The sequence below is a fragment of the Trinickia dabaoshanensis genome (genome assembly GCF_002879885.1).
In the GTDB taxonomy this organism is placed as follows: Bacteria; Pseudomonadota; Gammaproteobacteria; order Burkholderiales; family Burkholderiaceae; genus Trinickia; species Trinickia dabaoshanensis.
Map to the genome: position 1 here is coordinate 355,776 of NZ_PNYA01000001.1, position 22,729 is coordinate 378,504.

Here is a 22,729-nt window from a genome sequence, read left to right on the forward strand (position 1 = left end):
CCGCGCGTACCCGCTACAAATCGGCGTTCGATGCGGTAAACGCCCTGAAAGCCGTGTGAGTCGGGTCGATCGGCGCCAGATCGTTCATCACGATCCCGAACGTTTGGTCGCCGCTGATCAAATCGTAGTACATCACCGCCTGGATACCTTCCGTTTTGCGCGCCGCATAAAAGCGCTGCATTTTTTGTTGTACGTACGTTGCCCGGAATTGCTCGCTTTCCTCGGGCGCCGCGTTCCACTCCGTGATCATGAACGGCACGCCATAGCGGGCCTTGCAGTACGCGGGCAAATTGAACCCGGGGCCCGCGCCGTCGATGCCGATCTCGAAGATGTCGCCATAGGGCTGGTAGTTATGCCACGTCGTGATGTCCCAGCGCATCTTTCGATAACCGCCCGAACCGTCCGGCTGCTCGCCATCCCACAGCATGTCGGATGCGCCGATGTCCGCGACCGTGAAATTGACGCCGCATTTCGCGTTCGGCTGTACCGACTTCACACCGTCGATCATTCCTTGAATCGCACCGCGCAGGATCGGCCAGTTCGCGTTATTGAAATCGTGCGGCCCCGTTCCCGCGCTGGTCGAATTCAGGATGATCGCGCGATCGCGCGTCAGTTCGTTCCCGCATTCGTACATCGCGATGCCGTGCGGCGCGAGTGCTCGAGCCACGTTGGCCGCGCCCGCGCGACTCGCGAAATAGGCGGCGGACTCGCTTGGATACAAATTGCCGTTGCCGTCGCGCAAGCCGAAATTGAGCATCGGCAACAACGTAAAGCCTACGGAGCGAAATGCGTCGGCCAGCCCGACGAGCGCATTCACTTGTTTAGCCGAACCGTCGCAACCCACGCGATAGCTCGTGCAACCGAGCGCCTGCAATGCGGCCACGATCTGCTGCGGCGTGAACGGATAATCGAAATGTCCGTTGATCCCGTAGAACGCACCCGCCGGCACCGTCATGGGCGTGCGCGGATCGGCGCACGGCAACCATCGGTTAGCCCACGTCATCACGTAGAACTGACCGCCGGTACCGCGTTGATAAATCATGCCGCCGTGCCAAAGCAGCAGGCTCACATTGTAGGAATCTTTGTCTTTTACACCGTTCTTGTAAATAAAACCGTTGCTGAGGGTCCATACGTTCAGGAGCCGGTCGACAATGGACGTGGCGGAAGGAATGACCGTTCCATCGGTGGACGTCGTAAGTGCGGCATGAGTTACCGCAGTTGTGCCGCTGACATTGCTCGCGGCGATAGCTTCGTCTGCTTCCAAGGCACCTAATGCAACCAAAACGGGGCCGCCGGCTAAGGCGGCCACCTGGCCCAGAAATCGACGTCTCTTCATCTTCACGTAAAGCCTCCATGATCGAGTAGCGAGTGAGTAGGTACGACCCTTGCGAGGTCGGCCACTCTGACCATGAGAGCCGTCAAAGAGTTCGGCACGTCGCGTCGATTTTTTCGATAAATCGACTCTTTCCATGCGCTCGCCGGACGAACGTGCTCGCGCAGCCCGCATCGTGAAATGGGCACATGTCCCCGGTTTTCGTATCGTGGGGCCGCGAAAGCGTATCATTCGGCGTCCGGCGTCTTTCGATCGGCATCGTGCCGTATCGATGGACGCTCTACCTGTTCTTCAAGTTTATGGATGCGCGCGACCTCGAACGCCTCGTGACCCTCGCCATGCCGTTCGGCAAATACAAGGGCAGACTCATAGCCGATTTACCCGGCCATTACCTCAATTGGTTTGCTCGCGAGGGTTTTCCGCCCGGTGAAATCGGCCGTCTGCTCGCGCTGATGCAAGAGCTCGATCACAACGGCTTGCGTGTGCTGCTCGATCCGCTGCGAGCGCGCTGACACACACGCCGCCGACAAGATTCGTCGGCGCAAGTAGGCGTGAGATAATTAGAAGTACTTACGATCTGCCGATTGAACGAGGACGATCTTCGCGCTCAGCGCACGCCAAGTCGCCAAATGGTGACTTCATGCAGCGTTTGACCCGGCTTTAACTCGGTAGTGGGAAACGCCGGATGATTCGGCGAATCGGGAAAGTGCTCGGCCTCCAGCGCGAATGCATCGCCTTGCCGATAAGCGCGGCCCGACATGCCTACGACACTGCCGTTCAAACCGTTCGCCGTATAAAACTGCAAACCCGGCTGCGTCGTATAGACATCGAGCACACGGCCGGAGCCCGGATCGTACGCGCGCGCGGCAAAGGCAGGGGTATGCTGCCCCCCGTTGTCCAATACCCAGTTTTGATCGTAGCCGTGCGCCCAAAGCAACTGAGCGAATCCATCGCGAAGATGAGCCCCTATCGGCGTGAGCGCGCGTAGATCCATCGGCGTTCCCTCGACATCGCTCACCTCGCCTGTCGGGATCGACTGCTGATCGGTAGGGGTGTAGTGTGACGCCGCGATCTCGATCAATTGCCGCTCCACCGTGCCGCTCGCTTCGCCCGCGAGATTGAAGTAACTGTGATTCGTGAGATTGACGACCGTATCTTTATCGGTCGTCGCTCGATAGTCGATATGGATCGCGTTGTCGTCCGATAGCGAATAGGTCACGTCAACCGTCAACGTTCCCGGAAAACCGTTTTCGCCGTCGGGACTGATATAACGCAATTGCACACCGGCACTCGTCGCCTCGCTGAACGTGCGCACCGGCGTCCATACTTTGGAATCGAAGCTATGGGGACCCGAGTGCAGCGTATTCGGGCCGTCGTTCGTCGGCAGTCGGTACAGTTCGCCGTCGAGCTTGAAGCGCCCGTTTGCGATGCGATTCGCGTAACGCCCGATCAACGCGCCGAAATGAATGTTGCCGTTATAGCGCTCGTAATCGGCCAGCGAGGCGAAACCCAACACGACGTCGCCCACTCGGCCTTGCCGATCGGGGGCATCGAGTTCGGCCACGATGCCGCCGTAGGTGATGACTTTCAGCGTGTCGCCGTGCCGATTGATGAGCGTGTATTCGCGCACGGGCTGTCTTGCCCCGGTGACGCCGTAGCTCGACTCCGAGATCGACACGGACGCAGCGTGTGCACAGGTGAGCGAGGCGAGCGCGGCCGCAAGCGCCCCGGCGATGCGACACAAGAAACACGATCCGCGAAACGTGTTCATGATCCGATGCCCGGTTGCTCGTCCGGCCGCCGCGCATCTGCTGCGCCCGGCGACGAAACGATGGTTGAGGTCGACCGAACAGGCAGCACGGAGCATGCCCCCAGGCGGGAATGGGCTGGGCGCGCAAGCGGAAAACAGTCTGATAAATAGGCCCTGGTATTGGGTTTCCGGCTATGTAGCCATAATAATTATGGGTATGCTCACGTCCCCCTTGCGCTTACGCACCACCGATGCCATGTACCACTACACAGAGATAGGACTTCAAAACGTGTGGCTGGCCAACGGCTATCACGTGCGCAAGACGTCCTACGGAAAATCGGTATCGTTCGAAGACGCCAAGGGCCTGCACCTGGCCATCGGACGAGCGCTCGCGCGCAAGAGCTATCTCACCGGAGCCGAATTCCGCTTTTTGCGAAAGGAACTCGACCTCTCGCAGCACCGCGTCGCCGACTTGTTGGGCACGGCGGAGCAAACGGTCGCGTTGTGGGAGAAGCGCGGCAAGATCCCCAAAACCGCCGATCGAATGTTTCGCGCGATCTATCTCGAGACCGTCGACGGCAATGTGAAACTCAAGGACTTGATCGAACGCATCGCCGATCTCGATCGGAAGACTGACGAAAAAATGATCTTCGAAGATACCGCTCAAGGTTGGCTGCCCGCGGCAGCCTAAATTGTCGTACGCTGTCGCGACCGATGCGCTACGCTCATTGCACGCGGCTAGATCGACCCCGGCTCGCAATCGTTGCTAAATAGTGGGGAGCCTTATCGGCACATGCATCCGTGCAATGCGTATCGTGCGAGTTATCCCCACTTTCTGTTGGCAATGCTGTGGACAAGCTGCAGATTAACAGCGTAAGTTGTTGATTGCATTAAGAGACGAACCCGACGCACGCAATTGAGTGCACCGGTCTTTCCAGTTGTCGTTTCCTTTGTCGATCGGGAGTTACAACCATGCTCAAAAAGCTTGTTTTGCTGCTCGCCGCATTCGTCTTAACGATGTCAGCCGCGTTCGCCGCTTCCATCGACGTGAATAGTGCCGATCAAGCAACCCTCGAAACGCTAAAAGGTATCGGCCCGGTCAAATCGAAGGCGATCATCGATGAACGAACCAAGAACGGTCCGTTCAAGAATGCCGACGATTTGGCTCATCGCGTGAAAGGCTTGGGCGAGAAATCAGTCGCAAAGCTTGAAGGCCAAGGGCTTACGATCGGCGGCTCCTCCGCACCGCCCACCGCGGCGAGCGCGAAGGGCGAAAAAGCGTCGCCGGCGCCGGTGACCACTCAATCGTCGGGCAAAGCTCCGCAATCGGCGCCTCGGGCGGCCACGGCTCAAACACAGGCTCAAGCGCCGACGGCTTCCGGCGCGCAAGAATCCAAAACGAAAACGAAGAAGAAAGGCAAAGCAAAGCAAGTATCCGCAGCCTCGGCGGCATCCGGCGGCTGATGCGCGCCGCTGCCGGCCAAGGACGCGCCCTTCCCCCGGCGTCCCATAACGGGCCACGCCGCATTTCGCAGGAGCGTCATCATGGGTCTATTCGATGTAGTCGGTTCTCTGCTCGGCAACCAAAACGCCGACGGACAGCAACAAAACGCGCTCGCAGCGGTGACCGAGTTCATCAATCAGCAACCGGACGGATTACAAGGACTCATTCGGCAATTCGAATCGCAAGGCGCCGGCGAACTGATTCAGTCATGGATCGGCAAAGGCGCGAATCAACCGGTATCGCCCGATACCCTTCAAAACGTAGTCGGGAGCGGCCCGCTCGGCGAATTGGCCGGTAAGCTCGGTGTTTCGCCGGAACAGGCATCGACTCTACTCGCGCAGGTATTGCCGCACGTGGTCGATCACGGCACGCCTAACGGGGAAGTGCCGCAAGGCGGGCAACTCAACGCCGCCGGCGTGCTCGCGTCGATCGGGCAAGCCGGCGGTCTGGGTTCGCTCGTCGAGGGATGGCTGGGAAAGCGGGAAAGCTAAACGGAAGTCAATCGGCCGTCGGCCATGAGGGGCAATAAGGGCCGATTAGGGGCAGGATTGGGCGCATCGCCTACGATAAACGCGCGATGCGCCGCGCTCCTTAATTCGGGGGCGTATCGTCAGCCGGTTGCACAATGCCGGATTGCCCGGGCTGTGCGTTTTCTTGCTCCGCCGTTTCGCTACTTTGCGGCATCGCCTCGGCCTCGCTTGCCTGTGCTTGACCCGCCTCGGCTTGGCCGGCGTTCGCTTTGGCCTGCGGCTTGCGTCGGCCTGCCCCGCCCTTTGCCTGGTTCCGCGCAAAAGCGGCGTCGCGCGCCGTCACCGTGCCCGCCGGCTCGCCAGCCAGATCGACACGCGCCGCGCCATCGGTCAAGCAAGCCCAGTAACGGCTTCCTCGGCACCACGTGCTCACGGCCTCGCGAATTTCCGCTTCGCTCAATTGCAGATCGGCCCCTTGCGCGATCAGGTCCGCGAGAATGCCGACCTTCAACGGCACTTTCGGGGCCGGATTCTTCGGAAAAGCAGCCGGGAAACGCTTTTGCAGTTTGCCGATCACGCGGACGACGGGGTCGACCGGCGGCGTCTTCTCGTTCGTGCGCGCATGAGCGCCGGCACGAGCCGGCCGTGCCGGACGTTCGGCCCGCGCAGCGCCCTTGCCGGCGGGCTTGCCGCCGGGCTTCGCCGGCTGCTTCTCAGCCTGTTTCGCAGCGGGCGCAGGCTTTTCGGCCGGGCGCTCCTGCTGCTTTTTCAACTTCGCTTCCTTCGTTAGCTGCGCCTTGAGCGCTGCCAGTTGCTCGAAACCCATGCTCTGTCCTGTCACCGCAAACCTGAATCGGACGACAATAGTATCAGCGTCGGCGCCGAGTTGCCGCACGCGCCGACATTTGCCTATGAAGATTGTCGAGCAGATGGCGTATCCGAGGAGCCATCTCGCATCACTTGGTCCGATGGATATCGTGTGTAATGAATCCCATATCGTTCTCGGGCAGCGCCAGGCCGCCGTCCACCGCCAGCGTCGCGCGAATGTCGTCGAGCCCCGCCGACCAATGTTCGCGCATCGTCGACACCCCGAACTGGTAGTCCTTGTAGTGATGTTCGTAGGCCTTGCGCCGGTAAATCAAGTGTTGGACGTTGTAGCGCTTGTTGCTCGACAATTCGGCCGCCTCGACGCACCAAGGATCGGACACGCGCTGCGCCCGCGGCACGCGTTCGAGCAAATGTCGCAGGACATTGCGATAGCGTTGCTCGCGCGCGAGCGTATCGGTCACGAAACGCGTACGGCTCGAATACTGCACGTCCTTGGTGCGCTCCGCCACATCGGCAATCGTGCGCGGCAACGGCCCGCACGCGCTCCAAAGATCGACTTGGAAGACGAGCGTATCGCGGCGGGGCTGCCCCCGCAGCACCTCCATCAAGGGCGTGTTGGAGACGACGCCCCCGTCCCAGTAGTACTCGCCGTCGATTTCCACCGGTGCGAACGCAGGCGGCAAGGCGCCCGAGGCCATGAAATGCTCGGGTTTGAGCACCATGCGCGTGTTGTCGAAATAGACGAAGTTGCCTGTCCCTACATTGACCGCCCCCACCGAGACGCGCGTCTCGCCTTCGTTGATGCGCTCGAAATCGCATAGTTTGACGAGCGTATCGCGCAGCGCCGACGTGTCGTACCAACTGATCTTCTCCGGTTGATCGGACATTCCAGGCAGCGGAGGCGGAAAGCGCGGCACGAAAAAACCATGTTGGCCCTGTAGCATCGCACTGGCAGCCTGCGACGCGGTAAACAGCGTGCGGACTTGATCGAAACTGTCGAACAAGGCGAACTCGAATGCCGCCGGCAAGCCCGAAAAATACGCCGGGCGGCATATCGTTTCCCAAAACTCGCGCAGGCGAGTGGCACGGCGCTCGGGTGGATTGCCGGCGATCAGCGCGGTATTGAGCGCACCGATCGAAATACCCGCTATCCAATCGATCGGCATCCGCGCTTCGTGCAAGCCTTGGTAGACACCCGCCTGGTAAGCACCGAGCGCACCGCCGCCTTGCAGCACGAGTGCAATCGTTTCGTAGCCGAAAGGCCGCGGCGGCCGGACACCCGATTCTCGATGCAGGTCCGCCGCATCGACTGCCTGCCTTTGCGTGGGGGCGTGCGGCTTCATCGCATGCACCATCCGTGGCTGACCACGAGCGACTGGCCGGTCAGGGCCGCGCTCGGAAACGACGCCAAAAACAAGACCGTTCGCGCGATGTCCTGCGCATCGGTGAACTCGCCGTCAACGGTGTCGCCGAGCATGACGCGCTCGATCACTTCTTGTTCGCTAATACCGAGCGCGGCCGCCTGTTCGGGAATTTGCTTGTCGACGAGCGGCGTCTTCACGAATCCAGGGCACACGACGTGCGAGCGCACGTTATGCGCGGCGCCTTCCTTGGCCAACACGCGCGCAAGGCCAATCAAGCCATGCTTGGCCGTTACGTAGGCCGATTTCAGCGCCGAACCTTCGTGCGAGTGCACCGAGCCCATATAGATCACCACGCCGCCGCGGTCTGCCTCGTACATGTACTTGAGCGCCGCTTTGGTCGTGAGAAAAGCGCCGTCCAAGTGAATGGACTGCATCTTCTTCCAATCGGCGAATGTGTACCGATCGATCGGACCGACGATTTGAATGCCTGCATTCGACACCAACACATCGATCGAACCGAACGCCTGTGCCGCTTGATCGATGCCTCGAGCAACGTCGGTTTCGCTCGTGACATCCATCTTCACACCGACGGCCCTGCCCCCCGCCCGCCGAATCTGCTCGGCCACCGCCGCCGCGCCGTCCCGATCCAGATCGGCGATGGCGACCGCTGCGCCGGCATTGGCGAAGGTGAAGGCAACCGCCCTGCCGATACCGCTCGCGGCGCCTGTGATCACCGCAGTCTTGCCCGCCAAAGTATTCATCATCGACATTCCGTGGTTTTGATTGTGGAAAGCATCTGTCGTTACTGGGCCATGTAATCGAAAACGACCTCGCCGAGCCCGAGCGTCAGGTCGGCAATCAAATGCCGCGCCTCGACGATCTCGAGCACGGGCAAATCGGCGACGGGCGCGAGCGCGTGCGGCGACAGTTCGAGCGATGCCGGCCCGCTCCAGGCCCCTTTCATCGCGATGTCGCGCAGGTGGTAGCGGACGAGTTCGCATACGCGCGGCGAGCCGTCGACGTGGGGGATGATCTTCAACAGAAAATTCGGACCGGCGAGCCGCTCGGTTTGCTCCTCGATATCGAGTTCGCGATGTTTGTAACCCATCGTGCCGGTCGCCACCCGCACGTTGCCGTAATCGAGCGTGCCGAGCAGATGATCGGTGCTCACTTGCAGCGTCGGGGACGCCAGCTTCTTCGGAAACCCCCAAAGCTCGCGGCCACCGGCAATCGGTGGATGGTCGTCCAGGTACATCGCAAGCGTGTAGCTGCCTACCTGCCCGTTCAAACGCACCGGAATGACTTGCCCGCTCTCGGTGTAATCGCCGAACCCCGTCGAATCGCGCATGCGGATGAATTCATAATGAACCAACGGCTCGACCAGCTCCATCGGATCGGGCACGAGCGCGCGCAGGCGCTCGGGGTCCGTGCGGTAGGTGACGATCATGAATTCTCGATCGACGAATCGGTACGGTCCGATCGGAAAAGCGGGACTCGTCAACGGCATCGAAAATGCTCGCGACCTCACTTCGTTTCTTTTCATTCGGAATCCTAATTAAGTAAGGAAGACCGGCGCCCCAACGCTTACACCGCGCCGGCATCGATATTCGTCAAACACCGTCCAGCGGACCGTGCGCAGGATCGCCGCGCAACACCGACATGCCGATCCTCGGCCCCCATTTGCGCGAATACGCAAGCTGCACGAGCAGCATCGCGGCCGGCTCCGCATAGCGGGCAAGCGAGAGCGGCCCCGCATCGATCGGTTGCGCGTCGATTTCTCGCACCAGGCGCGCGACGACTGTCCGTGCATTCTCGTCGTCGCCGCATACGAACACGTCGGTACGCTTATCGCCGATCAGCATGTTGGGCGAATGCAGCATTTGCGCAAACGGCGGTATCGCTTTGACCACGGTCGCCCACGGCGCGAGTTTCGCCACCTCCTCGCCGCCCGATGTCACCGTCCCGATCGCAAGCCCGCTCAAATCGGGCTTGAGTGCATTCGTGCAATCCCAGAGGATGCGCGGCGGCGCGTCGCCTACCTGGGACAGCGCTTCCGAAACCGCGCCCCAAGGCACCGCCAACACGACGACGTCGGCGAACGCCACGGCCTCGGACACCGTACCGGCCCGAGCGCGCAGACTCGCCGCCGTCGACGGTAGCCGGCCCGCGTCCAAACAAAAGCTCAGCATCACGGAATGCCCTTTCGTGATCAGGCGCTTTGCGATCCCCAACCCAACGTTGCCCGCCCCGATGACTCCGATTCTCATAACCACCCCTCACTCGTTATCAAGCGCCGCGCACGCACGGCCGCTTCAATACCCCTCGATTCGATACTCGTCGCGCGGGTGCCGTCGCATCTCCATTCGACTTGACCCATTCTGGGTACTCAAGCGATGCAGGTCTATAATCGCCAGTAGAAAAACAGTTATGAGCGTTGGTATCAAATGAAAACCGAAGGCAATGGGTCGATCGATCTGCTCAAGGCGCTGCGCACGTTCGCGGCCACCGTCGAATCGACGAACTTCTCCACGGCGGGGCGCGAATTGGGCGTTACGCCCGGCGCCGTGAGCAAGCAAATCGGCATGCTCGAGTCATTCCTCGGCCGCCGGCTCTTTCAGCGCACGACGCGCCGGCTCTCGGTAACCGACGAGGGCCGCCGGCTCTATGCGATGGTGCGCGAGCCCGCGCGGCAAATCGACGACGCGATCGCCGCGCTGAGCTCCGACGAGACGCAACTGGCGGGTACAGTCAAAGTATCGCTACCGATGGCGTTCAGCCGAGCGGCGATCCTGCCGCTGATGCAGGGATTCCAGGCGCGTTACCCGAATATTTCGCTTGATTTGCGCTTTGAAAACCGCGCGGTCGATTTGATCGCCGAAGGGTACGACTGCGCCATCGGGCAAATGCACGACGCCGATTCCGGCCTCGTCGCACGAACCCTCCTGCCGTTGACGCTGGTCTTGTGCGCAGCGCCCGCGTATCTCGATCGCGCGGGCGAGCCCGAATCGATCGAAGCGTTAGCCAACCATCGGCACATCGTGTTTCGATCGCCTCGCACGGGGCGCGTGGCCAGTTGGAAGTTGCGCGCACGCACCAAGGAATTCGTTTTCGAGCCGAACGCACAGCTTGCCGTGACCGATACCGAAGCGGCCACCGAGCTTGCCGTGTCCGGCTGCGGTATCGCATTGCTGGGCGCCCATCACGCCGCCGCGCTCGTGGCCGCCGGCAGATTGCGCGTGGTGTTGCCGCAATACACGGCGCAACGCAGCCCCATCTGCATCTATTACGCCGCCAGAAAACACCTGCCGCCGCGCGTGGCCGCATTCGTCGAATATGTAGTGGACGAAGTGCGCAAGGGCCCGCTGATCAAAGCCAGCAAAGCGCTATTGCAGCGGCGTGCGGCGCGCTGAATTCATGCGCTTTCGCGCACCACGAGATCAAAACCCAAATCGATACGGTTTCGTTCCGGTGCGATTCCATCCAAGATTTGCAGCAGCATGCGCGCGGCTTCGAATCCGACCGCATAGCGCGGCGTGGCGACCGTCGTGATGGACGGTGACGCGACGGCCGCGAATGGCAAATCGTTGAATCCGACGATCGCTAAATCGCGCGGCACAGCGATCTTCAATCGCTGGCATTCGAACAGCGCACCCAGGGCGAGATCGTCGTTACAGCAAAACACGGCGTCGCAATCGGGCGCCTCGCTAAGCAACGACCGAAGCAACGTACATCCTAGATCGACGCTCGACGGCTGCTTCGTCAAGATCTCGAGGCCGGCATCGAGTCCGGCCTCGCGTAATGCGCGCCGGTAACCCGCGCGCCGTTGCATGGTGCGCGGATCGAGTTGCGCGGCGATGAACCCCGGGCGTCTCGCGCCGCGGCCCGCCAGATGCGCGCCGATCGCATGACCCGCCTTGCGTTGCGAAAAGCCGACCGACCACTCCCCCGCCGCCGCCAAATCGAACATATGAACCAACGGCACGCCCGATGTCTTCAAGTGCTCGCGGATCGCCTTCGTATCGTCGCTACCGGTCACGAGGAATCCGTCGGGCGCATGGGCGAGGTAGGCCGACAGCAACTCCGCTTGCCGCGCCGGCGAATAGCCGGTATTGCCGATGAGCAACTGATAACCGGCCGGGCCCACGCAGTCTTGCACGCCGGCGAGCGTCTCGACGAAAACCGCGTTCGATAACGACGGCACCAATACAGCGATGAGCTTCGAGCGGGCGGAAGCGAGGGTACGCGCGGCCCGGTTCGGAATGTAGCCGAGCTCACGGACCGCCGCTTCGATCCGCTCGCGGGCGCTCGGTGAAACGAGCGACGTGTCGCGCAGTGCGCGCGACACGGTCATCGTGCTGACCTCGGCATGACGCGCGACGTCCTCGAGCGTCGCGCGGCCGCCGGGTCGCCGCCGGTTGACGGCCGTATTGGGGTTGTCTTCGCCGGCAATGCGCACCGGCACTTCGCGCTTGATCTTCGTCATGACGAGAGTATCGCCGGTTTGCGCCGCGGCCAAAACCAGGCGTCCCGTTTGCAGGGTTCATCCTAGTGTGGATGCCCCGATGTTAGCGCTACCATCACTGGCCGGAAATGCCATCGATCAGATCAACCATAACCGCCGCTAGCCGGCGATGGGAGCATCCTTCATGCGTTCGAATCGTCATTCGCGTGCACACGCGCGTCGCCTTTTCGCCACCTTGACCGCCTGCGCCGCGGCTGCGGCAACGTTCGCGACGAGCCAAGCGCAGGCGGCATCGGTCGAGGTTCTGCACTACTGGACGTCCGGCGGAGAAGCCAAATCGGCACAACTGCTCAAGCAGATGCTCGAACAAAAAGGCGATACGTGGGTGGACTTTGCCGTGGCGGGCGGCGGAGGCGGCAACGCGATGACGGCGCTGAAAACGCGCGTGGTGGCGGGCAATCCCCCCGCCGCCGCGCAGATCAAAGGCCCGGCCATTAAAGAATGGGCCGACCAGGACGTGTTGCTCTCGATCGACGACGTGGCAAAAGCCGGCAACTGGGACCGACTGCTGCCACCCGAAATCGCAAGCGTCATGAAATACAAAGGTCAGTATGTGGGTGCCCCCGTCAACGTGCACCGCGTGAACTGGCTTTGGATCAACGCCGATGCGTTGAAAAAGGTCGGCGCGCAACCGCCCGCCACCTGGGACGACTTTTTCAAAGTGGCCGATGCGTTGAAGAAAGCCGGTATCACGCCGGTGGCGATCGGCGGACAGCCATGGCAAGAAGCGGAGACGTTCGAAACGGTCGCGCTCGGCGTAGGCGGCGCCGGCTTCTATAAGAAGGCGTTCGTCGATCTCGATCAAGCCACGCTGAAAGGCCCGACGATGATCAAGGCGCTCGAAACGTTCAAACGCCTCAAAGCGTATACGGACGAAGGGCAAGTGGGCCGCGACTGGAACATGGCGACCGCCATGGTGATCAATGGCCGCGCCGGCATGCAATTCATGGGCGATTGGGCCAAAGGCGAATTCACGGTCGCGGGCAAGGTACCCGGAAAAGACTACCTATGCGTCGCGGCACCCGGCACGCAGAAAGACTTCACGTTCAACGTCGATAGCTTTGTCTTCTTCAAGGTGAAAACGCCCGGCGTCGAGAAAGGCCAAAAAGATATGGCGGGCTTGCTCATGAGCCCCGCTTTCCAAGAGGCGTTCAACCTCAACAAAGGCTCGATTCCGGTTCGACAGGATTTGAGCTTGGCCAAGTTCGACGATTGCGCCAAGAAGTCGTCCGCCGACTTCAAATCGGCCGGCGCATCGGGTGGACTCGTGCCCTCGTGGGCGCACGACATGCTCGTGAGCCCCGCGGTGGAAGGCGCCTTCTACGACGTCATCGGCAACTACTGGGTCAACAAGGACGAAACCGCCGAACAAGCGGCCGGCAAGCTGGCCGTTGCCGCGAAGACGAACTGAACTTGCGCGCGGCCCGCGCCCGCGGGCCGCGCGATCAAGCGCGAGTGCCGTTCGTGGCCTCGCGCATCGCGCGGTATTCACGCCGGACGATCTCCATGAGCTCGGGCACCGACGTATTGGCACTGCGTTGCTCGTAGGTCACGCGCCCGCGCTGCATGAGCATGATGCGATCGGCGATGTCGAGCGTCTGCGCGTAGTTGTGCATGATCATGACGATCGAGAGCCCGCCCTTGTCCTTCAGCCGCAAGATCAGATCGATGATGAGACTCGCTTCGCGTGCGCCCATGGCGGCGAGCGGCTCGTCCAGCAGCAAAATCCTCGCGTTCGAATTGACCGCGCGCGCCACGGCGATCGCTTGACGCTGCCCGCCCGAGAGACGCTCGACCGGCATCGTCACCGAAGGCACGTGCACGCCGATATCCTCGAGACATTGGGCTGCGCGCTCGCGCATCGCGCGATGATTCAGAAACCGGATCGGCCCTGGATAGACGATCTCCCGGTTCAAGAACATGTTGTGATAAATGCTCAGCGAATTGGCGAGGGCCAGGTCTTGGTAGACGCATTCGATGCCGAGCGAGCGCGCATGGTCGACCGAGCGCAGCAGCGTATGCTCGCCACGGATCGATAAGTCGCCGCTCGTTTGTTGATGAAAGCCCGTGAGGATTTTGATGAGGGTGGACTTGCCCGCGCCGTTGTCGCCGAGGATGCCGAGGATTTCGCCGTCCGCGAGTTGCAGCGAGACGCCGTCCAGGGCCGTGACCGCGCCGAACCGCTTGACGATGTTTTCCGCGCGCAGCGCAAGCGGCGCGTCGTTCGTGGCCATCAGGACCTCCCGCGCCGGCCGAGCCGCGCCACGTGGATATTGAAAATCATCGCGGCGAGAATCGCGGCGCCGAGAATGATGTTGAACGTGAAAGCGTTGATGCCGATCAGCGTGAAGCCGTCGTTCAACATCCCGAGCACGGCCGCACCGATCAGGCCGCCGATGATCGTCCCCGATCCGCCGGTCAGCGGCGTACCGCCGATGACGGCGGCGGCCACGGCCAAGAACATGATTTGATTGCCGCCGGCCTGCGGATCGATCGAGGTGATGCGTACACCCTCCAAGATGCCCGTGAGCCCGGCCAAAACGGCCGCCAAGATGAAGTTACCGAGCTTGAGCCGGTTCACATGGATGCCGGCCTCGGACGCGCCCAGCGGATTCGCGCCGCTCGCCACGGTGTGCAAACCCCAGCGCGTGTGCCGCAGCATCACGTGCATCGACAGCGCGATTGCGACCGCCCAGCAGATCTCGCTGTATCCCCAACCGCCCATGACGGCCGTGAAGAGCGGACCGCCCGGCGTCGATACGGGCGTGCCGTGCGAGATCGTCAGCGTGATCCCGTTGATGAGGAACAGCGTACCGAGCGTGGTGACGAAGGAAGGCAAGCGCAGAAAAACGGTGACCGCACCGTTCACGAAGCCGACGAGACCCGCCGCCGCGAGACCGGCTGCGACAGCGAGCCACATCGGCGCACCCGCATCTTGCGCGAACGCCATGATGAACGGCGCGAACGCGAACACCATGCCCGCCGATAGATCGATCTCGCCGCCGATCATGAGCATGATCTCGCCGAACCCGATGATCGCTGCGGGCGCGACGAACTGCGACAAGTTTTGCAAGCTTGCGCTCGTCAGCAAGAAGTCGTGATTGGCGGCTTCGAAGTACGCCGCCACCGCGATTGCAACGAGCAAGATGCGTAATTCCGCCGACCAGGCAAACGTGCCGAACCTCGCGCGTGGGCGCGAGGCGATATGGCTTGGTTGCGCTTGCTTCACGCTATCGCTCATGACTTGATCGGGCCCGAGCGCGGAACGATTTGCGCTTTCGTGCTCTTGCCTTCATACCGGGTAGATGTATTCAAGTAAGGATCGACGCTCGACTTCGTCACGAACTTGAGCCCGGAATTGATGTTCGCGGGGCCGACCAAACCGCCCGACGACAAGTAGACGAACGCTTCCATCACCGTATAGAAACCTTGCACATAGGGCTGCTGGTCGATCGTGAAATCGAGGAAGCCTTCGTGGATCAACTGAATCGTCGTCGGCAATAAATCGAACCCGCCGCCGTGCACGCCTTTTTCCGTCAGCTTCGATTCCTTGATCACTTGGGCGACGCCTTGCGTGCTGCCCGCGTCGACGGCAAACATGCCTTTCAGGTCTTGGTGGCCCAGATAAAACGATTTGATCTTCGAGAGTTCCTCGTTGACCGTCGCGCCCGTGGCGATCATCTGCGCATCGATTTTCTTGCCGGACTTCTTGATCGCATCCATCGCGCCGTCCAAACGCGGCTGGATATTGAGTTGGCCCGGCGTGGCGATGAACAGCCCGACTAGGCCGCTGTCGATCAGGCTCACGATACGCTCGCCCATTTGATAGCCGGACTGGTACAGATCCTGGCCGATATACGCGAGTCTTGCGTTGGTGCTGCCGCGCGGGGCGTCGGCGTTGTAGGCGAACACCGGGATGCCCGCGTCGAGCGCCTTCTCGATCGGCTTGTCGAATGCCTTCGGATCGACGATCGGTACCGCGATCGCATCGGCTTTGGCCGCGATCGCCGCATTCATGGCATTGACCATCTCGCCGACATCGGCATTGGCCGATCCGGTCCACTGGTAGTCCATGTTGAAGGTGGCGCACGCGTCTTGAATGCCATATTGCGTCGGCACGAAGAACGGGTTCGTCGTCACGTGATTGACGAACACGATTTTCCAGCGCTTATGCGACGGAAACGGCGCCTCCGCGGCCTGCGCCGGAGAGATCATGCCGCCCATCATCGCAAGCGCCGCGCCTAACCCGGCGCCTTGCAGCAACCCGCGCCGCGTTCGATTCTCGACCCCATCGCCGGCCGGCTCTTGCGACATTTCCCGTGCATCGTCTCGCTCGCTCGTCATCACATCCTCCGTCGTTTTCGTTGGCTGAATGCTATTTGCGAAACGGCGCAAACCGTTGCCGGCTGGCGCCGGCGTTCACCCCGGCGCGCCCCACGCGCACAAATACGACAAGCCGCGCGGCGGCCAATCTCATGAACGCAGCCATGCTAGCTCACCGTGCGGGCGACCTTAATACATAGATACCCTTAACTAGTCCGACTATTTGAAACGTTGAGTTGGTAAATGGCGAGCGAGCCGCACCGACCGCGATGCATTTGGCGTCTGTTTCCTGCCACCCATAGCAAGTCGGGCGTAAGGAAACGTGCGATGAGGATGCGTGCGATCGAATGAGTGACCGGCATGCATTAAATAGTAAAACTATATTAATTGCCCGGTCGATTTCGCCAACGTATCGCGTCGGCTTTGCCGCCATTGAGCAAACGTCAGGCTGCCCGGCTCAACTTCAGATGCCTCGAGAGGCGTGACGCCGTAACACGCGCCGGACCAACCGGGAACGGGATGAAACTCCGTGGTTCGGATATCCGCCAGGTCCGGACGATATGCTTCGTCCGGCCAAAACAACGGCATGATGCGACGCTCGAGCATTGCTCGGTGCAGCCATTCGGGGCCGCCCGCATCGATCACGGTATCGCATTGAAACGCCCATTCGTCCTCATCCCAGGCGACGAAGACACTGGCGTTGCCTTGAGCGTCGAACATCAGCACCGCATTCTGCTCGGGTCGCCAGTAGTACTCGACGAGGCCTTCACGAACCGCGAGCTCATCGAGCAAACGCACCACCCTCGGGTCGCAATAGGTCGCGCCCACGTCATGCATACCCACTAGTCCTCTGTGTTCGCAATGGCGCTTTTGCGCATCCTCCACGATTCTCGCGAGCTTCGCCGGCAGATCGGCGTCGGTCTTGCGAAGGTAGAAATCGATGAGATGGGCGTTGAACGCTTCCACGGCCTCCTCGTTGCCTGCGACGCCAGTCAGCAAGATCTTGGTGCAAGGAACGTCACGGATCGACGACAGAAAGCGGATTCCATCCATTTCCGGCATTTCGTAATCCACGACGACGGCCGCGATCTCGTCGAATCGGCCACGGTCGTCGAACGGGTCGCTTCCCAACGCGTTGCCCGTGCCTCGTTCGATCGCGATGCAATCTGCGCTCGAGAGGCCACCGGCTCGAGCGCCGAAGTCGCGGCGAGATGACGCGATGTGGTCCAGCGCCGCCTTGGGGTTCGTGAAAAAGCGATTCAGTGTTCGGTCGCGAAAAAAACCACGCAATCCGTTTAGGAAATCGGCGCTGTCGTCGATGAATAGGACGGACAACGGGTGAAACACCGGCTGTTTAACCAAAAGAGTCATACCCATCTCCTTGCATGCCGCGCACGATCGGCGGCGCGTAACGCTCAAACGCGAAAGGACTCGGCTGATGGCGGAAAAGCGTCCCGGCCATCGTCCGCGAGCGACTCGCGCTCGGGCAAACATAGCGTGAACGTCGTGCGCACCCCGACTTCGGACTCACACGAGATGGCACCGCCGAATGCCTCGCAAACGCTGCGGCAGAAGGTCAGCCCGACGCCCGCGCCACGGCCGTGCGCCTTGGTGGAATAGAAAGGCTCGAAAATTCTCGGCAGCACTTCCGGGGCAATTCCCGGCCCGCCGTCGGTAACACGCAGCAAACAAAAACCGTCGCGACGCTCGGCGCGGATGTCCAACCCGCCCTCTCCGCGCGAACGAATGGCGTCCATCCCATTCTTCAGCAGATTGAATAGGGCGCAGACGAGCAGGGAATCCGAGCCGAAAAAGCGAATCGCAGGATCGATTCCCGTCGCCTGAACTTGATCCCGTTCCCCGGCCTTGAACGGAAAACGATCAAGAGCCGACTGCACACAGGCATCGATCGAATGAGACGCGAACTGTCGCCGGTCCAAGCGATCGAGCGTCAACGACGCCAGCGACATCTCTATGACAGTAGACGTGCCATCGACTTGCTGCCTGATCGCCGGGGCGAGCGCCGCTATTCTCTCGGGCTCCTCCAATAGGAATGACTTGTCGGTACACAATCCATGTTCGACAGCCAATCGATAGCCGCGCATCAATTCGGGGACGACGCGGCGCAACTCGTCCGCATGCAAGCCTATAGTTGCGAGCGGCGATGCCACTTCGTGCGCGACGGTCGCTAGCGTTAGACGCGGACGGATCAGCCCATAACGCACGATCGCCACCGCCAGTATGCCGGGGCCGATCGCGATGAAAATCACGCCTACCGGATAAAAGTCATAGCCATAGTTGACCGCATAATCGCTGGCGGCGACGCAATACATGCACAAGCTGGCTAAGCAGGGATTGAATAGGTTGGGCAAACCGCGGGCGTATCTAGAACGCTTCGCCTCGAGCAGTAGCCACGCACTACGGCCCGCAAGAAATGCCGTCTGCACCACATGAATGGGATGCAAGCGACCGGCTTGAGGATAGTATCCAAACGAGTGCGCCCTCATCCCGCTGATGACCCCGTCTCCGGTCATGAGTGCGATAGCCAGCACCGCGCAGACGCAGTACGACGACCACAGCATCGTTCGCTCGCTCCGTGCCGAGACGACCTCTGTCACGAAGTGATAGAAGGTGGTCGGCAAGAACAAGATGAAAAGATAGCCGATTTTGACGAGCACGCCTCCGACATCGGCGCGGCTCGTTTGAAACAACAGGGCCCATGTTCCTTGCCATGCGAACGTCGTGGCACAAATGGCCACGAACGGTGCCGATACGCGTGTCGAGCCCTCCGTGGCCAGTACGTAGACGCCGAAACCGAGAAATAACGCCGATACGAAAGCAGGCAGTAGCGAGTACATTTTGCGCGTTCAGCGTATTTGGTTGATAACCATTTTAAATCGTCCCCTTCTAAACAAACCTACCAAAAACGGTTGCTTTTCAAACCGGCATTCAAAAAAACTCATTTCAAGCACCTATCATTAGTCGCGGCATCGATATTCGATGTCAACTCATTGCATTCATGCTGTCAGTCAACCCAGCACATCTAGGAGGCAAGGAGATGAAGAACGAAGGTTCTGCATGTGTCATGCGGCCGGCCTTGAATTTCCTGTCCATGATTTTGCTTGCATCGTCGCCATTTTTGACCGATGCCCACGCCGCCACGCCCTTTTCGGCTGCGCTGCAAGCGTCCGCGTCCAGCGCGTGCGAAGCGGCTTGGAGCGCGACGCAGGTCTATACGCAAGGCAATGTCGCATCGACCGGCGGAGTCAACTATCAGGCGAATTGGTGGACGCAAAACCAGAATCCCGCCACGAACAACGGTCCGGCCGGTAGCGGCCAGCCTTGGACCTCGCTCGGGGCCTGCTCCGGTGGATCCGGCGGGTCCGGCGGCTCGGGTGGATCGGGAGGCTCCGGCGGATCGGGCACAGGCACCGCCACCGGATTCATTTACAGCCCATACAAGGATGCAACGATTTCGCTGAACTGGAACACGAACGTGATCTCATCGAACGTCACCGGCCAGATCAGCCCTGTCCTCTCGGTGCTCCCCGCCAGCGTCCATACGATGACACTCGCGTTCGCCACCGGCGAGTGCGGCAGCGAGAACTGGGGCGGCGTAAGCGGCGCGGCCATGGCCGCGGCGAATGTGCCTTTGTTCACCGCGGCCGACGTCAATTACGTGATTTCCACCGGCGGCGCAGCGGGCTCGTTCACTTGCGGCTCCGACGCGGGGATGACGACGTTCATCAATCGGTACGCGTCGAAGAACCTTGTCGGCATCGACTTCGATATCGAGGCCGGACAGACCCAGCAAGTCATCAACGATTTGGTGCAACGCGTGGCCATGGCTCAGCGCAGCTATCCGAACTTGCGCTTCAGTTTCACGCTCGCCACGCTAGCCCCCTCGCAGGCGGGGTCTTCGACAGCCGTTTCCTTGGGTTCGAACGCGCAGGACAGCTTCAATATTTACGGCGATTGGGTCATGCAGGCCATCCGGACATACGGACTTGCGAACTACACGATCGATCTGATGACGATGGACTATGGATCGGCAGGTCCGGGTAATTGCGTCGTCGCGGGCGGCGCGTGCGAGATGGGTCAATCGGCGATTCAAGCCGCTATGAATCTGCACGATCATTGGGGGGTGCCGTACCGCCAGATCGAGGTCACGCCGATGATCGGCGGTAACGACGTGGCAGGCGAGACGTTTACGCCCGCGGACGCCGATGCCGTCTCCGCGTTCGTCAAGCAATACGGGCTCGCGGGTCTGCATTTCTGGTCGTTCGATCGCGACGTGGATTGCGCGCCGGGCTCGGCCTCGCCGACCTGCAATTCGATCGGCGGCGTGGGCACGCTCGGCTATACCAATCGATTCGCGAGCAACCTAGGCTCGAGCGCCACGATGCTCTTGAACGCCAAAGCCAAGACGAAGTCGAGTCGATGAGTCAAGCACCGTCGATCACGACTTTTTCGTGACTCGACGTCAACCGCGACGGCGCGCGGCATCACCGATGCCCGGCGCGCCGTCGCCGAATCGAATCACGCGATCGCGCCGCCGCCGTCGATCAGTACCGTCGAACCCGTCGCGTAAGGCGTCGATGCCAGATAGACGATGGCGTTGGCGACGTCCTGCGGCTGCCCGACCTTGCGCGCCGGCAAGCGTGCGGCCGCCCCTTCGTACATCTTCTCGCGCGCGGCGTCGTCGAGCTTGGACCACAACGGCGTGGCAATCAGCCCCGGCGAGACGGCGTTGACGCGCACCGGCGACAGTTCGAGCGCCAGCCCTCGCGCCAACGCTTCAAGCGCCGCATTGATCGCGCCTTGCAGGACCGAACTCTTGCTCGGCCGCACGCTCAAAAAGCCCGACACGAGCGTCAGCGAACCGCCCTCTTTCACGCGCGCCGCGCGGGCCACGCGATAGGCACCCCAAAACTTGCTGTTCATCGCGGCATACGCGTCGTGCAGCGCGAGGCCGCGCACGGGCCCCGCCGCTGTTTGCGCGGCCGATACGACGACGTGATCGAACTCGCCCGCGCCGCCGAAAAACGCCTCGATGCTCGCGTCGTCGGTGATATCGAGGCTCGCCGTGCGCACGTCATGGCCGATGCGCGCCGCGCTCGCGGCCAATTTGCCGGCGTCGCGCGACACGATCGTCACGTTCGCTCCCTGCTCGGCGAACGCTCGCGCCGCAGCCTCGCCGATGCCCGAACTGCCGCCCACCACCAACACGCCTTGTCCGTCGAATCTCATAGTCGTTTGCTCCGTTGACGACCCTGTTCGCCACGCTGCGCCCGAGCACAGCGCGCTGCCCTTACATCTTGACGATGCCCAGTTGCTGCAACAGTGTCAGGTTGTCCTCGATATGCCAGTTATCGGCGATCTTGCCGTCGCGGATGCGGTAAATGTCGGTCGCGATGAAATCGATCGGCCGACCCGCGCCTTGCACGCCATTGAAGGTCCCCGTGAAGTGCCCGGTGAAACGCAGATGAGCGATCACGCGGTCACCGGCCACGATCATCTGTTCCACATCGCAGTGCACGTCCGGCACCGCGGTATGGAACGTCTTCGACGCGGCCAGCGGACCTTCGATTCCCTGCGCGCGCCCGTGCGGCAATGTCCTATCCGTGAAATCCGCCGCGAGTGCCGCGCGAGCCAACGCCGGCTCGCCGGTCGTCCAAAACGTGTCGTACCGGCGAGCGGCCAAGATCTGCCGCTGCGCTTGCGCGGTCGGCAAGCTCTGCTCGACGATCAATTCCTTTGGGTGCACGAGATCGTCCGCATGGGCGGCAATCGGCGCCAACAGTGCAAAGAGGCCGGCGACGAGGGTCGCGCGCGATGCTCGGGCGGCGCGGTTGGAAGCTAATGAATTCAATACGTTTGCCATAGGGAGGATACGCTGCGAAGAAAGTAACGGGTCGCATTGTGGACACCCAACCCCGCCCCGATAATAGGTCCGCTCCTTGAAGGATTTTCAACGCCGACGGAAAGATGGCCGCGGACCCCCTCGTGGACAAAGCCCGTTACGCCCGCGATGGCGGATCGGTAAAAATGTGCTCGCCTCGTCACAAGCCGGTAAACAAATTCGCGTTCGGGTTTTCTTTCAAGACGCATGCAATCGTTATCGATTGCCGTTATCGCCCATCGTCAAAGATTTGACATTCAGTTGTGCGAAGCGTCGGACAACTAAACGCAGCGCCTATAGCGCCGCGGCATACCGTGCGCCCCCCGCAACGCCGCTGCGTATGCGCCTCTCGAATGTCCTCGAGGCCAGCCCGAGTGCTCATCGCCGCGCAAACGTAATCGATCATGCATTTAAACGTTTGCGCCCCAATAAATACACGCCCACGAGAAACGGACCTCATTTTTCATTAAAAGGCGAAATGAGATTGGCGCTTTTCTTGCCTGTCCGATCCATGCTATTTTTGCGCGGCGCACGCATCGGGCGAAACGGCCAAAATCCCGTCGTTATCCGTCCGATAGCGGTAGCAGTGCGCGCTGAACCGCCTGGAAGGCGGCGCATACGACAACAAGGGCCGGCGAGCGGCCAGTTCCGGGAAGCAAGTTGAAAGCAGGTTTCGCCAAAGCGGGCCGTTGGGGCCGAAGCATCTCGCGGCAGTTGCCACGCCTCGTCGCAT

22 protein-coding genes are annotated in these 22,729 nt (G+C 61.2%); 7 read left to right on the top strand and 15 right to left on the bottom strand.

Annotated elements, in window-relative coordinates:
- Window positions 1–13: 13 nt before the first annotated feature.
- Window positions 14–1,336 carry a hypothetical protein gene (locus C0Z18_RS01625; RefSeq protein ID WP_102643594.1) on the bottom strand — a complete coding sequence of 441 codons (1,323 nt, stop codon included), beginning with the start codon at window positions 1,334–1,336 and terminating at the stop codon, window positions 14–16.
- Between the two features lie 296 nt (window positions 1,337–1,632).
- Between C0Z18_RS01625 and C0Z18_RS01630 the strand changes: the two genes are divergently transcribed.
- Window positions 1,633–1,845 (top strand): DUF3820 family protein, encoded by a 213-nt coding sequence (locus C0Z18_RS01630; protein ID WP_102643695.1) that lies wholly within the window; start codon window positions 1,633–1,635, stop codon window positions 1,843–1,845.
- A 95-nt stretch (window positions 1,846–1,940) separates the two neighbouring features.
- Here C0Z18_RS01630 and C0Z18_RS01635 read toward each other — a convergent pair whose 3' ends face one another.
- Window positions 1,941–3,104 carry an aldose epimerase family protein gene (locus C0Z18_RS01635; RefSeq protein ID WP_102643595.1) on the bottom strand — a complete coding sequence of 388 codons (1,164 nt, stop codon included), beginning with the start codon at window positions 3,102–3,104 and terminating at the stop codon, window positions 1,941–1,943.
- On the opposite strand from C0Z18_RS01635, the gene C0Z18_RS33355 reads away from it, so the two are divergent.
- The 3 genes from C0Z18_RS33355 (at window position 3,097) to C0Z18_RS01650 (ending at window position 5,078) form a co-directional block, all read left to right on the top strand.
- Complete coding sequence (locus tag C0Z18_RS33355) at window positions 3,097–3,774, top strand: helix-turn-helix domain-containing protein (RefSeq protein ID WP_233216803.1); 678 nt, start codon at window positions 3,097–3,099, stop codon at window positions 3,772–3,774. The two genes, C0Z18_RS01635 and C0Z18_RS33355, sit on opposite strands and share 8 nt — an antisense overlap.
- Window positions 3,775–4,055: 281 nt before the next feature.
- The gene (locus C0Z18_RS01645) at window positions 4,056–4,547 is read left to right on the top strand and encodes a ComEA family DNA-binding protein (protein WP_102643597.1); all 492 of its coding nucleotides are present in this window, start codon (window positions 4,056–4,058) and stop codon (window positions 4,545–4,547) included.
- 81 nt (window positions 4,548–4,628) lie between these two features.
- Window positions 4,629–5,078, top strand: a complete 450-nt coding sequence (locus tag C0Z18_RS01650; protein WP_102643598.1) for a YidB family protein — start codon at window positions 4,629–4,631, stop codon at window positions 5,076–5,078.
- Between the two features lie 100 nt (window positions 5,079–5,178).
- On the opposite strand, the gene C0Z18_RS01655 is transcribed toward C0Z18_RS01650, so the two are convergent.
- From C0Z18_RS01655 to C0Z18_RS01675, 5 genes are all read right to left on the bottom strand, one after another.
- The gene (locus C0Z18_RS01655) at window positions 5,179–5,883 is read right to left on the bottom strand and encodes a ProQ/FinO family protein (RefSeq protein WP_102643599.1); all 705 of its coding nucleotides are present in this window, start codon (window positions 5,881–5,883) and stop codon (window positions 5,179–5,181) included.
- 130 nt (window positions 5,884–6,013) lie between these two features.
- Window positions 6,014–7,228, bottom strand: coding sequence for a DUF3734 domain-containing protein (locus C0Z18_RS01660; protein ID WP_102643696.1), 1,215 nt, complete (start codon window positions 7,226–7,228; stop codon window positions 6,014–6,016).
- Window positions 7,225–8,010, bottom strand: a complete 786-nt coding sequence (locus C0Z18_RS01665; protein ID WP_102643697.1) for a 3-hydroxybutyrate dehydrogenase — start codon at window positions 8,008–8,010, stop codon at window positions 7,225–7,227. The genes C0Z18_RS01660 and C0Z18_RS01665 overlap by 4 nt, the downstream gene beginning before the upstream one ends.
- A gap of 41 nt (window positions 8,011–8,051) precedes the next feature.
- Window positions 8,052–8,792 (bottom strand): acetoacetate decarboxylase, encoded by a 741-nt coding sequence (locus tag C0Z18_RS01670; RefSeq protein WP_102643600.1) that lies wholly within the window; start codon window positions 8,790–8,792, stop codon window positions 8,052–8,054.
- Window positions 8,793–8,859: 67 nt separating this feature from the next.
- On the bottom strand, window positions 8,860–9,516 hold the full coding sequence (locus tag C0Z18_RS01675) for an NADPH-dependent F420 reductase (RefSeq protein WP_102643601.1): 657 nt from the start codon (window positions 9,514–9,516) through the stop codon (window positions 8,860–8,862).
- 177 nt (window positions 9,517–9,693) lie between these two features.
- On the opposite strand from C0Z18_RS01675, the gene C0Z18_RS01680 reads away from it, so the two are divergent.
- Window positions 9,694–10,659 carry a LysR family transcriptional regulator gene (locus tag C0Z18_RS01680; RefSeq protein WP_102643602.1) on the top strand — a complete coding sequence of 322 codons (966 nt, stop codon included), beginning with the start codon at window positions 9,694–9,696 and terminating at the stop codon, window positions 10,657–10,659.
- Between the two features lie 2 nt (window positions 10,660–10,661).
- Here the strand turns inward: C0Z18_RS01680 and gntR are convergent, their stop codons facing one another.
- The gene (gene gntR / locus C0Z18_RS01685; protein WP_102643698.1) at window positions 10,662–11,732 is read right to left on the bottom strand and encodes an HTH-type transcriptional regulator GntR; all 1,071 of its coding nucleotides are present in this window, start codon (window positions 11,730–11,732) and stop codon (window positions 10,662–10,664) included.
- Window positions 11,733–11,895: 163 nt separating this feature from the next.
- On the opposite strand from gntR, the gene C0Z18_RS01690 reads away from it, so the two are divergent.
- Window positions 11,896–13,182, top strand: coding sequence for an ABC transporter substrate-binding protein (locus C0Z18_RS01690; protein WP_102643699.1), 1,287 nt, complete (start codon window positions 11,896–11,898; stop codon window positions 13,180–13,182).
- 34 nt (window positions 13,183–13,216) lie between these two features.
- On the opposite strand, the gene C0Z18_RS01695 is transcribed toward C0Z18_RS01690, so the two are convergent.
- The 5 genes from C0Z18_RS01695 to C0Z18_RS01715 form a co-directional block, all read right to left on the bottom strand.
- Window positions 13,217–14,005, bottom strand: coding sequence for an ATP-binding cassette domain-containing protein (locus tag C0Z18_RS01695; RefSeq protein WP_102643603.1), 789 nt, complete (start codon window positions 14,003–14,005; stop codon window positions 13,217–13,219).
- Window positions 14,005–15,012 (bottom strand): ABC transporter permease, encoded by a 1,008-nt coding sequence (locus C0Z18_RS01700; protein WP_102643604.1) that lies wholly within the window; start codon window positions 15,010–15,012, stop codon window positions 14,005–14,007. The genes C0Z18_RS01695 and C0Z18_RS01700 overlap by 1 nt, the downstream gene beginning before the upstream one ends.
- Window positions 15,009–16,115 (bottom strand): sugar ABC transporter substrate-binding protein, encoded by a 1,107-nt coding sequence (locus C0Z18_RS01705; RefSeq protein WP_199189366.1) that lies wholly within the window; start codon window positions 16,113–16,115, stop codon window positions 15,009–15,011. Before C0Z18_RS01705 ends, C0Z18_RS01700 begins: the two co-directional genes overlap by 4 nt.
- 357 nt (window positions 16,116–16,472) lie before the next feature.
- A complete protein-coding gene (locus C0Z18_RS01710; RefSeq protein ID WP_102643701.1) occupies window positions 16,473–17,465 on the bottom strand; it encodes a response regulator in 993 nt (330 codons plus the stop codon).
- 44 nt (window positions 17,466–17,509) lie between these two features.
- A complete protein-coding gene (locus tag C0Z18_RS01715; RefSeq protein ID WP_102643605.1) occupies window positions 17,510–18,952 on the bottom strand; it encodes a sensor histidine kinase in 1,443 nt (480 codons plus the stop codon).
- 200 nt (window positions 18,953–19,152) lie between these two features.
- Here C0Z18_RS01715 and C0Z18_RS01720 point away from each other — a divergent pair, with 200 nt between their 5' ends.
- Window positions 19,153–20,538: a carbohydrate-binding protein gene (locus C0Z18_RS01720; RefSeq protein ID WP_102643606.1), complete on the top strand. Its 1,386-nt coding sequence runs from the start codon at window positions 19,153–19,155 to the stop codon at window positions 20,536–20,538.
- Between the two features lie 95 nt (window positions 20,539–20,633).
- Here C0Z18_RS01720 and C0Z18_RS01725 read toward each other — a convergent pair whose 3' ends face one another.
- On the bottom strand, window positions 20,634–21,344 hold the full coding sequence (locus C0Z18_RS01725; RefSeq protein ID WP_102643607.1) for an SDR family oxidoreductase: 711 nt from the start codon (window positions 21,342–21,344) through the stop codon (window positions 20,634–20,636).
- Between the two features lie 61 nt (window positions 21,345–21,405).
- On the bottom strand, window positions 21,406–21,966 hold the full coding sequence (locus tag C0Z18_RS01730; protein WP_233216806.1) for an ester cyclase: 561 nt from the start codon (window positions 21,964–21,966) through the stop codon (window positions 21,406–21,408).
- Window positions 21,967–22,729: the final 763 nt, after the last annotated feature.

Coding starts and splice junctions, on each gene's coding strand:
- C0Z18_RS01630 (WP_102643695.1), top strand. CDS start 1,633: ATGGATGCGCGCGACCTCGAACGCCTCGTGACCCTCGCCATGCCGTTC.
- C0Z18_RS01665 (WP_102643697.1), bottom strand. CDS start 8,010: ATGAATACTTTGGCGGGCAAGACTGCGGTGATCACAGGCGCCGCGAGC.
- C0Z18_RS01695 (WP_102643603.1), bottom strand. CDS start 14,005: ATGGCCACGAACGACGCGCCGCTTGCGCTGCGCGCGGAAAACATCGTC.
- C0Z18_RS01670 (WP_102643600.1), bottom strand. CDS start 8,792: ATGAAAAGAAACGAAGTGAGGTCGCGAGCATTTTCGATGCCGTTGACG.
- C0Z18_RS01645 (WP_102643597.1), top strand. CDS start 4,056: ATGCTCAAAAAGCTTGTTTTGCTGCTCGCCGCATTCGTCTTAACGATG.
- C0Z18_RS01715 (WP_102643605.1), bottom strand. CDS start 18,952: ATGTACTCGCTACTGCCTGCTTTCGTATCGGCGTTATTTCTCGGTTTC.
- C0Z18_RS01720 (WP_102643606.1), top strand. CDS start 19,153: ATGAAGAACGAAGGTTCTGCATGTGTCATGCGGCCGGCCTTGAATTTC.
- C0Z18_RS01625 (WP_102643594.1), bottom strand. CDS start 1,336: ATGAAGAGACGTCGATTTCTGGGCCAGGTGGCCGCCTTAGCCGGCGGC.
- C0Z18_RS01635 (WP_102643595.1), bottom strand. CDS start 3,104: ATGAACACGTTTCGCGGATCGTGTTTCTTGTGTCGCATCGCCGGGGCG.
- C0Z18_RS01660 (WP_102643696.1), bottom strand. CDS start 7,228: ATGAAGCCGCACGCCCCCACGCAAAGGCAGGCAGTCGATGCGGCGGAC.
- C0Z18_RS01680 (WP_102643602.1), top strand. CDS start 9,694: ATGAAAACCGAAGGCAATGGGTCGATCGATCTGCTCAAGGCGCTGCGC.
- C0Z18_RS01690 (WP_102643699.1), top strand. CDS start 11,896: ATGCGTTCGAATCGTCATTCGCGTGCACACGCGCGTCGCCTTTTCGCC.
- C0Z18_RS01675 (WP_102643601.1), bottom strand. CDS start 9,516: ATGAGAATCGGAGTCATCGGGGCGGGCAACGTTGGGTTGGGGATCGCA.
- C0Z18_RS01710 (WP_102643701.1), bottom strand. CDS start 17,465: ATGACTCTTTTGGTTAAACAGCCGGTGTTTCACCCGTTGTCCGTCCTA.
- gntR (WP_102643698.1), bottom strand. CDS start 11,732: ATGACGAAGATCAAGCGCGAAGTGCCGGTGCGCATTGCCGGCGAAGAC.
- C0Z18_RS01705 (WP_199189366.1), bottom strand. CDS start 16,115: ATGACGAGCGAGCGAGACGATGCACGGGAAATGTCGCAAGAGCCGGCC.
- C0Z18_RS01655 (WP_102643599.1), bottom strand. CDS start 5,883: ATGGGTTTCGAGCAACTGGCAGCGCTCAAGGCGCAGCTAACGAAGGAA.
- C0Z18_RS01700 (WP_102643604.1), bottom strand. CDS start 15,012: ATGAGCGATAGCGTGAAGCAAGCGCAACCAAGCCATATCGCCTCGCGC.
- C0Z18_RS01650 (WP_102643598.1), top strand. CDS start 4,629: ATGGGTCTATTCGATGTAGTCGGTTCTCTGCTCGGCAACCAAAACGCC.
- C0Z18_RS01725 (WP_102643607.1), bottom strand. CDS start 21,344: ATGAGATTCGACGGACAAGGCGTGTTGGTGGTGGGCGGCAGTTCGGGC.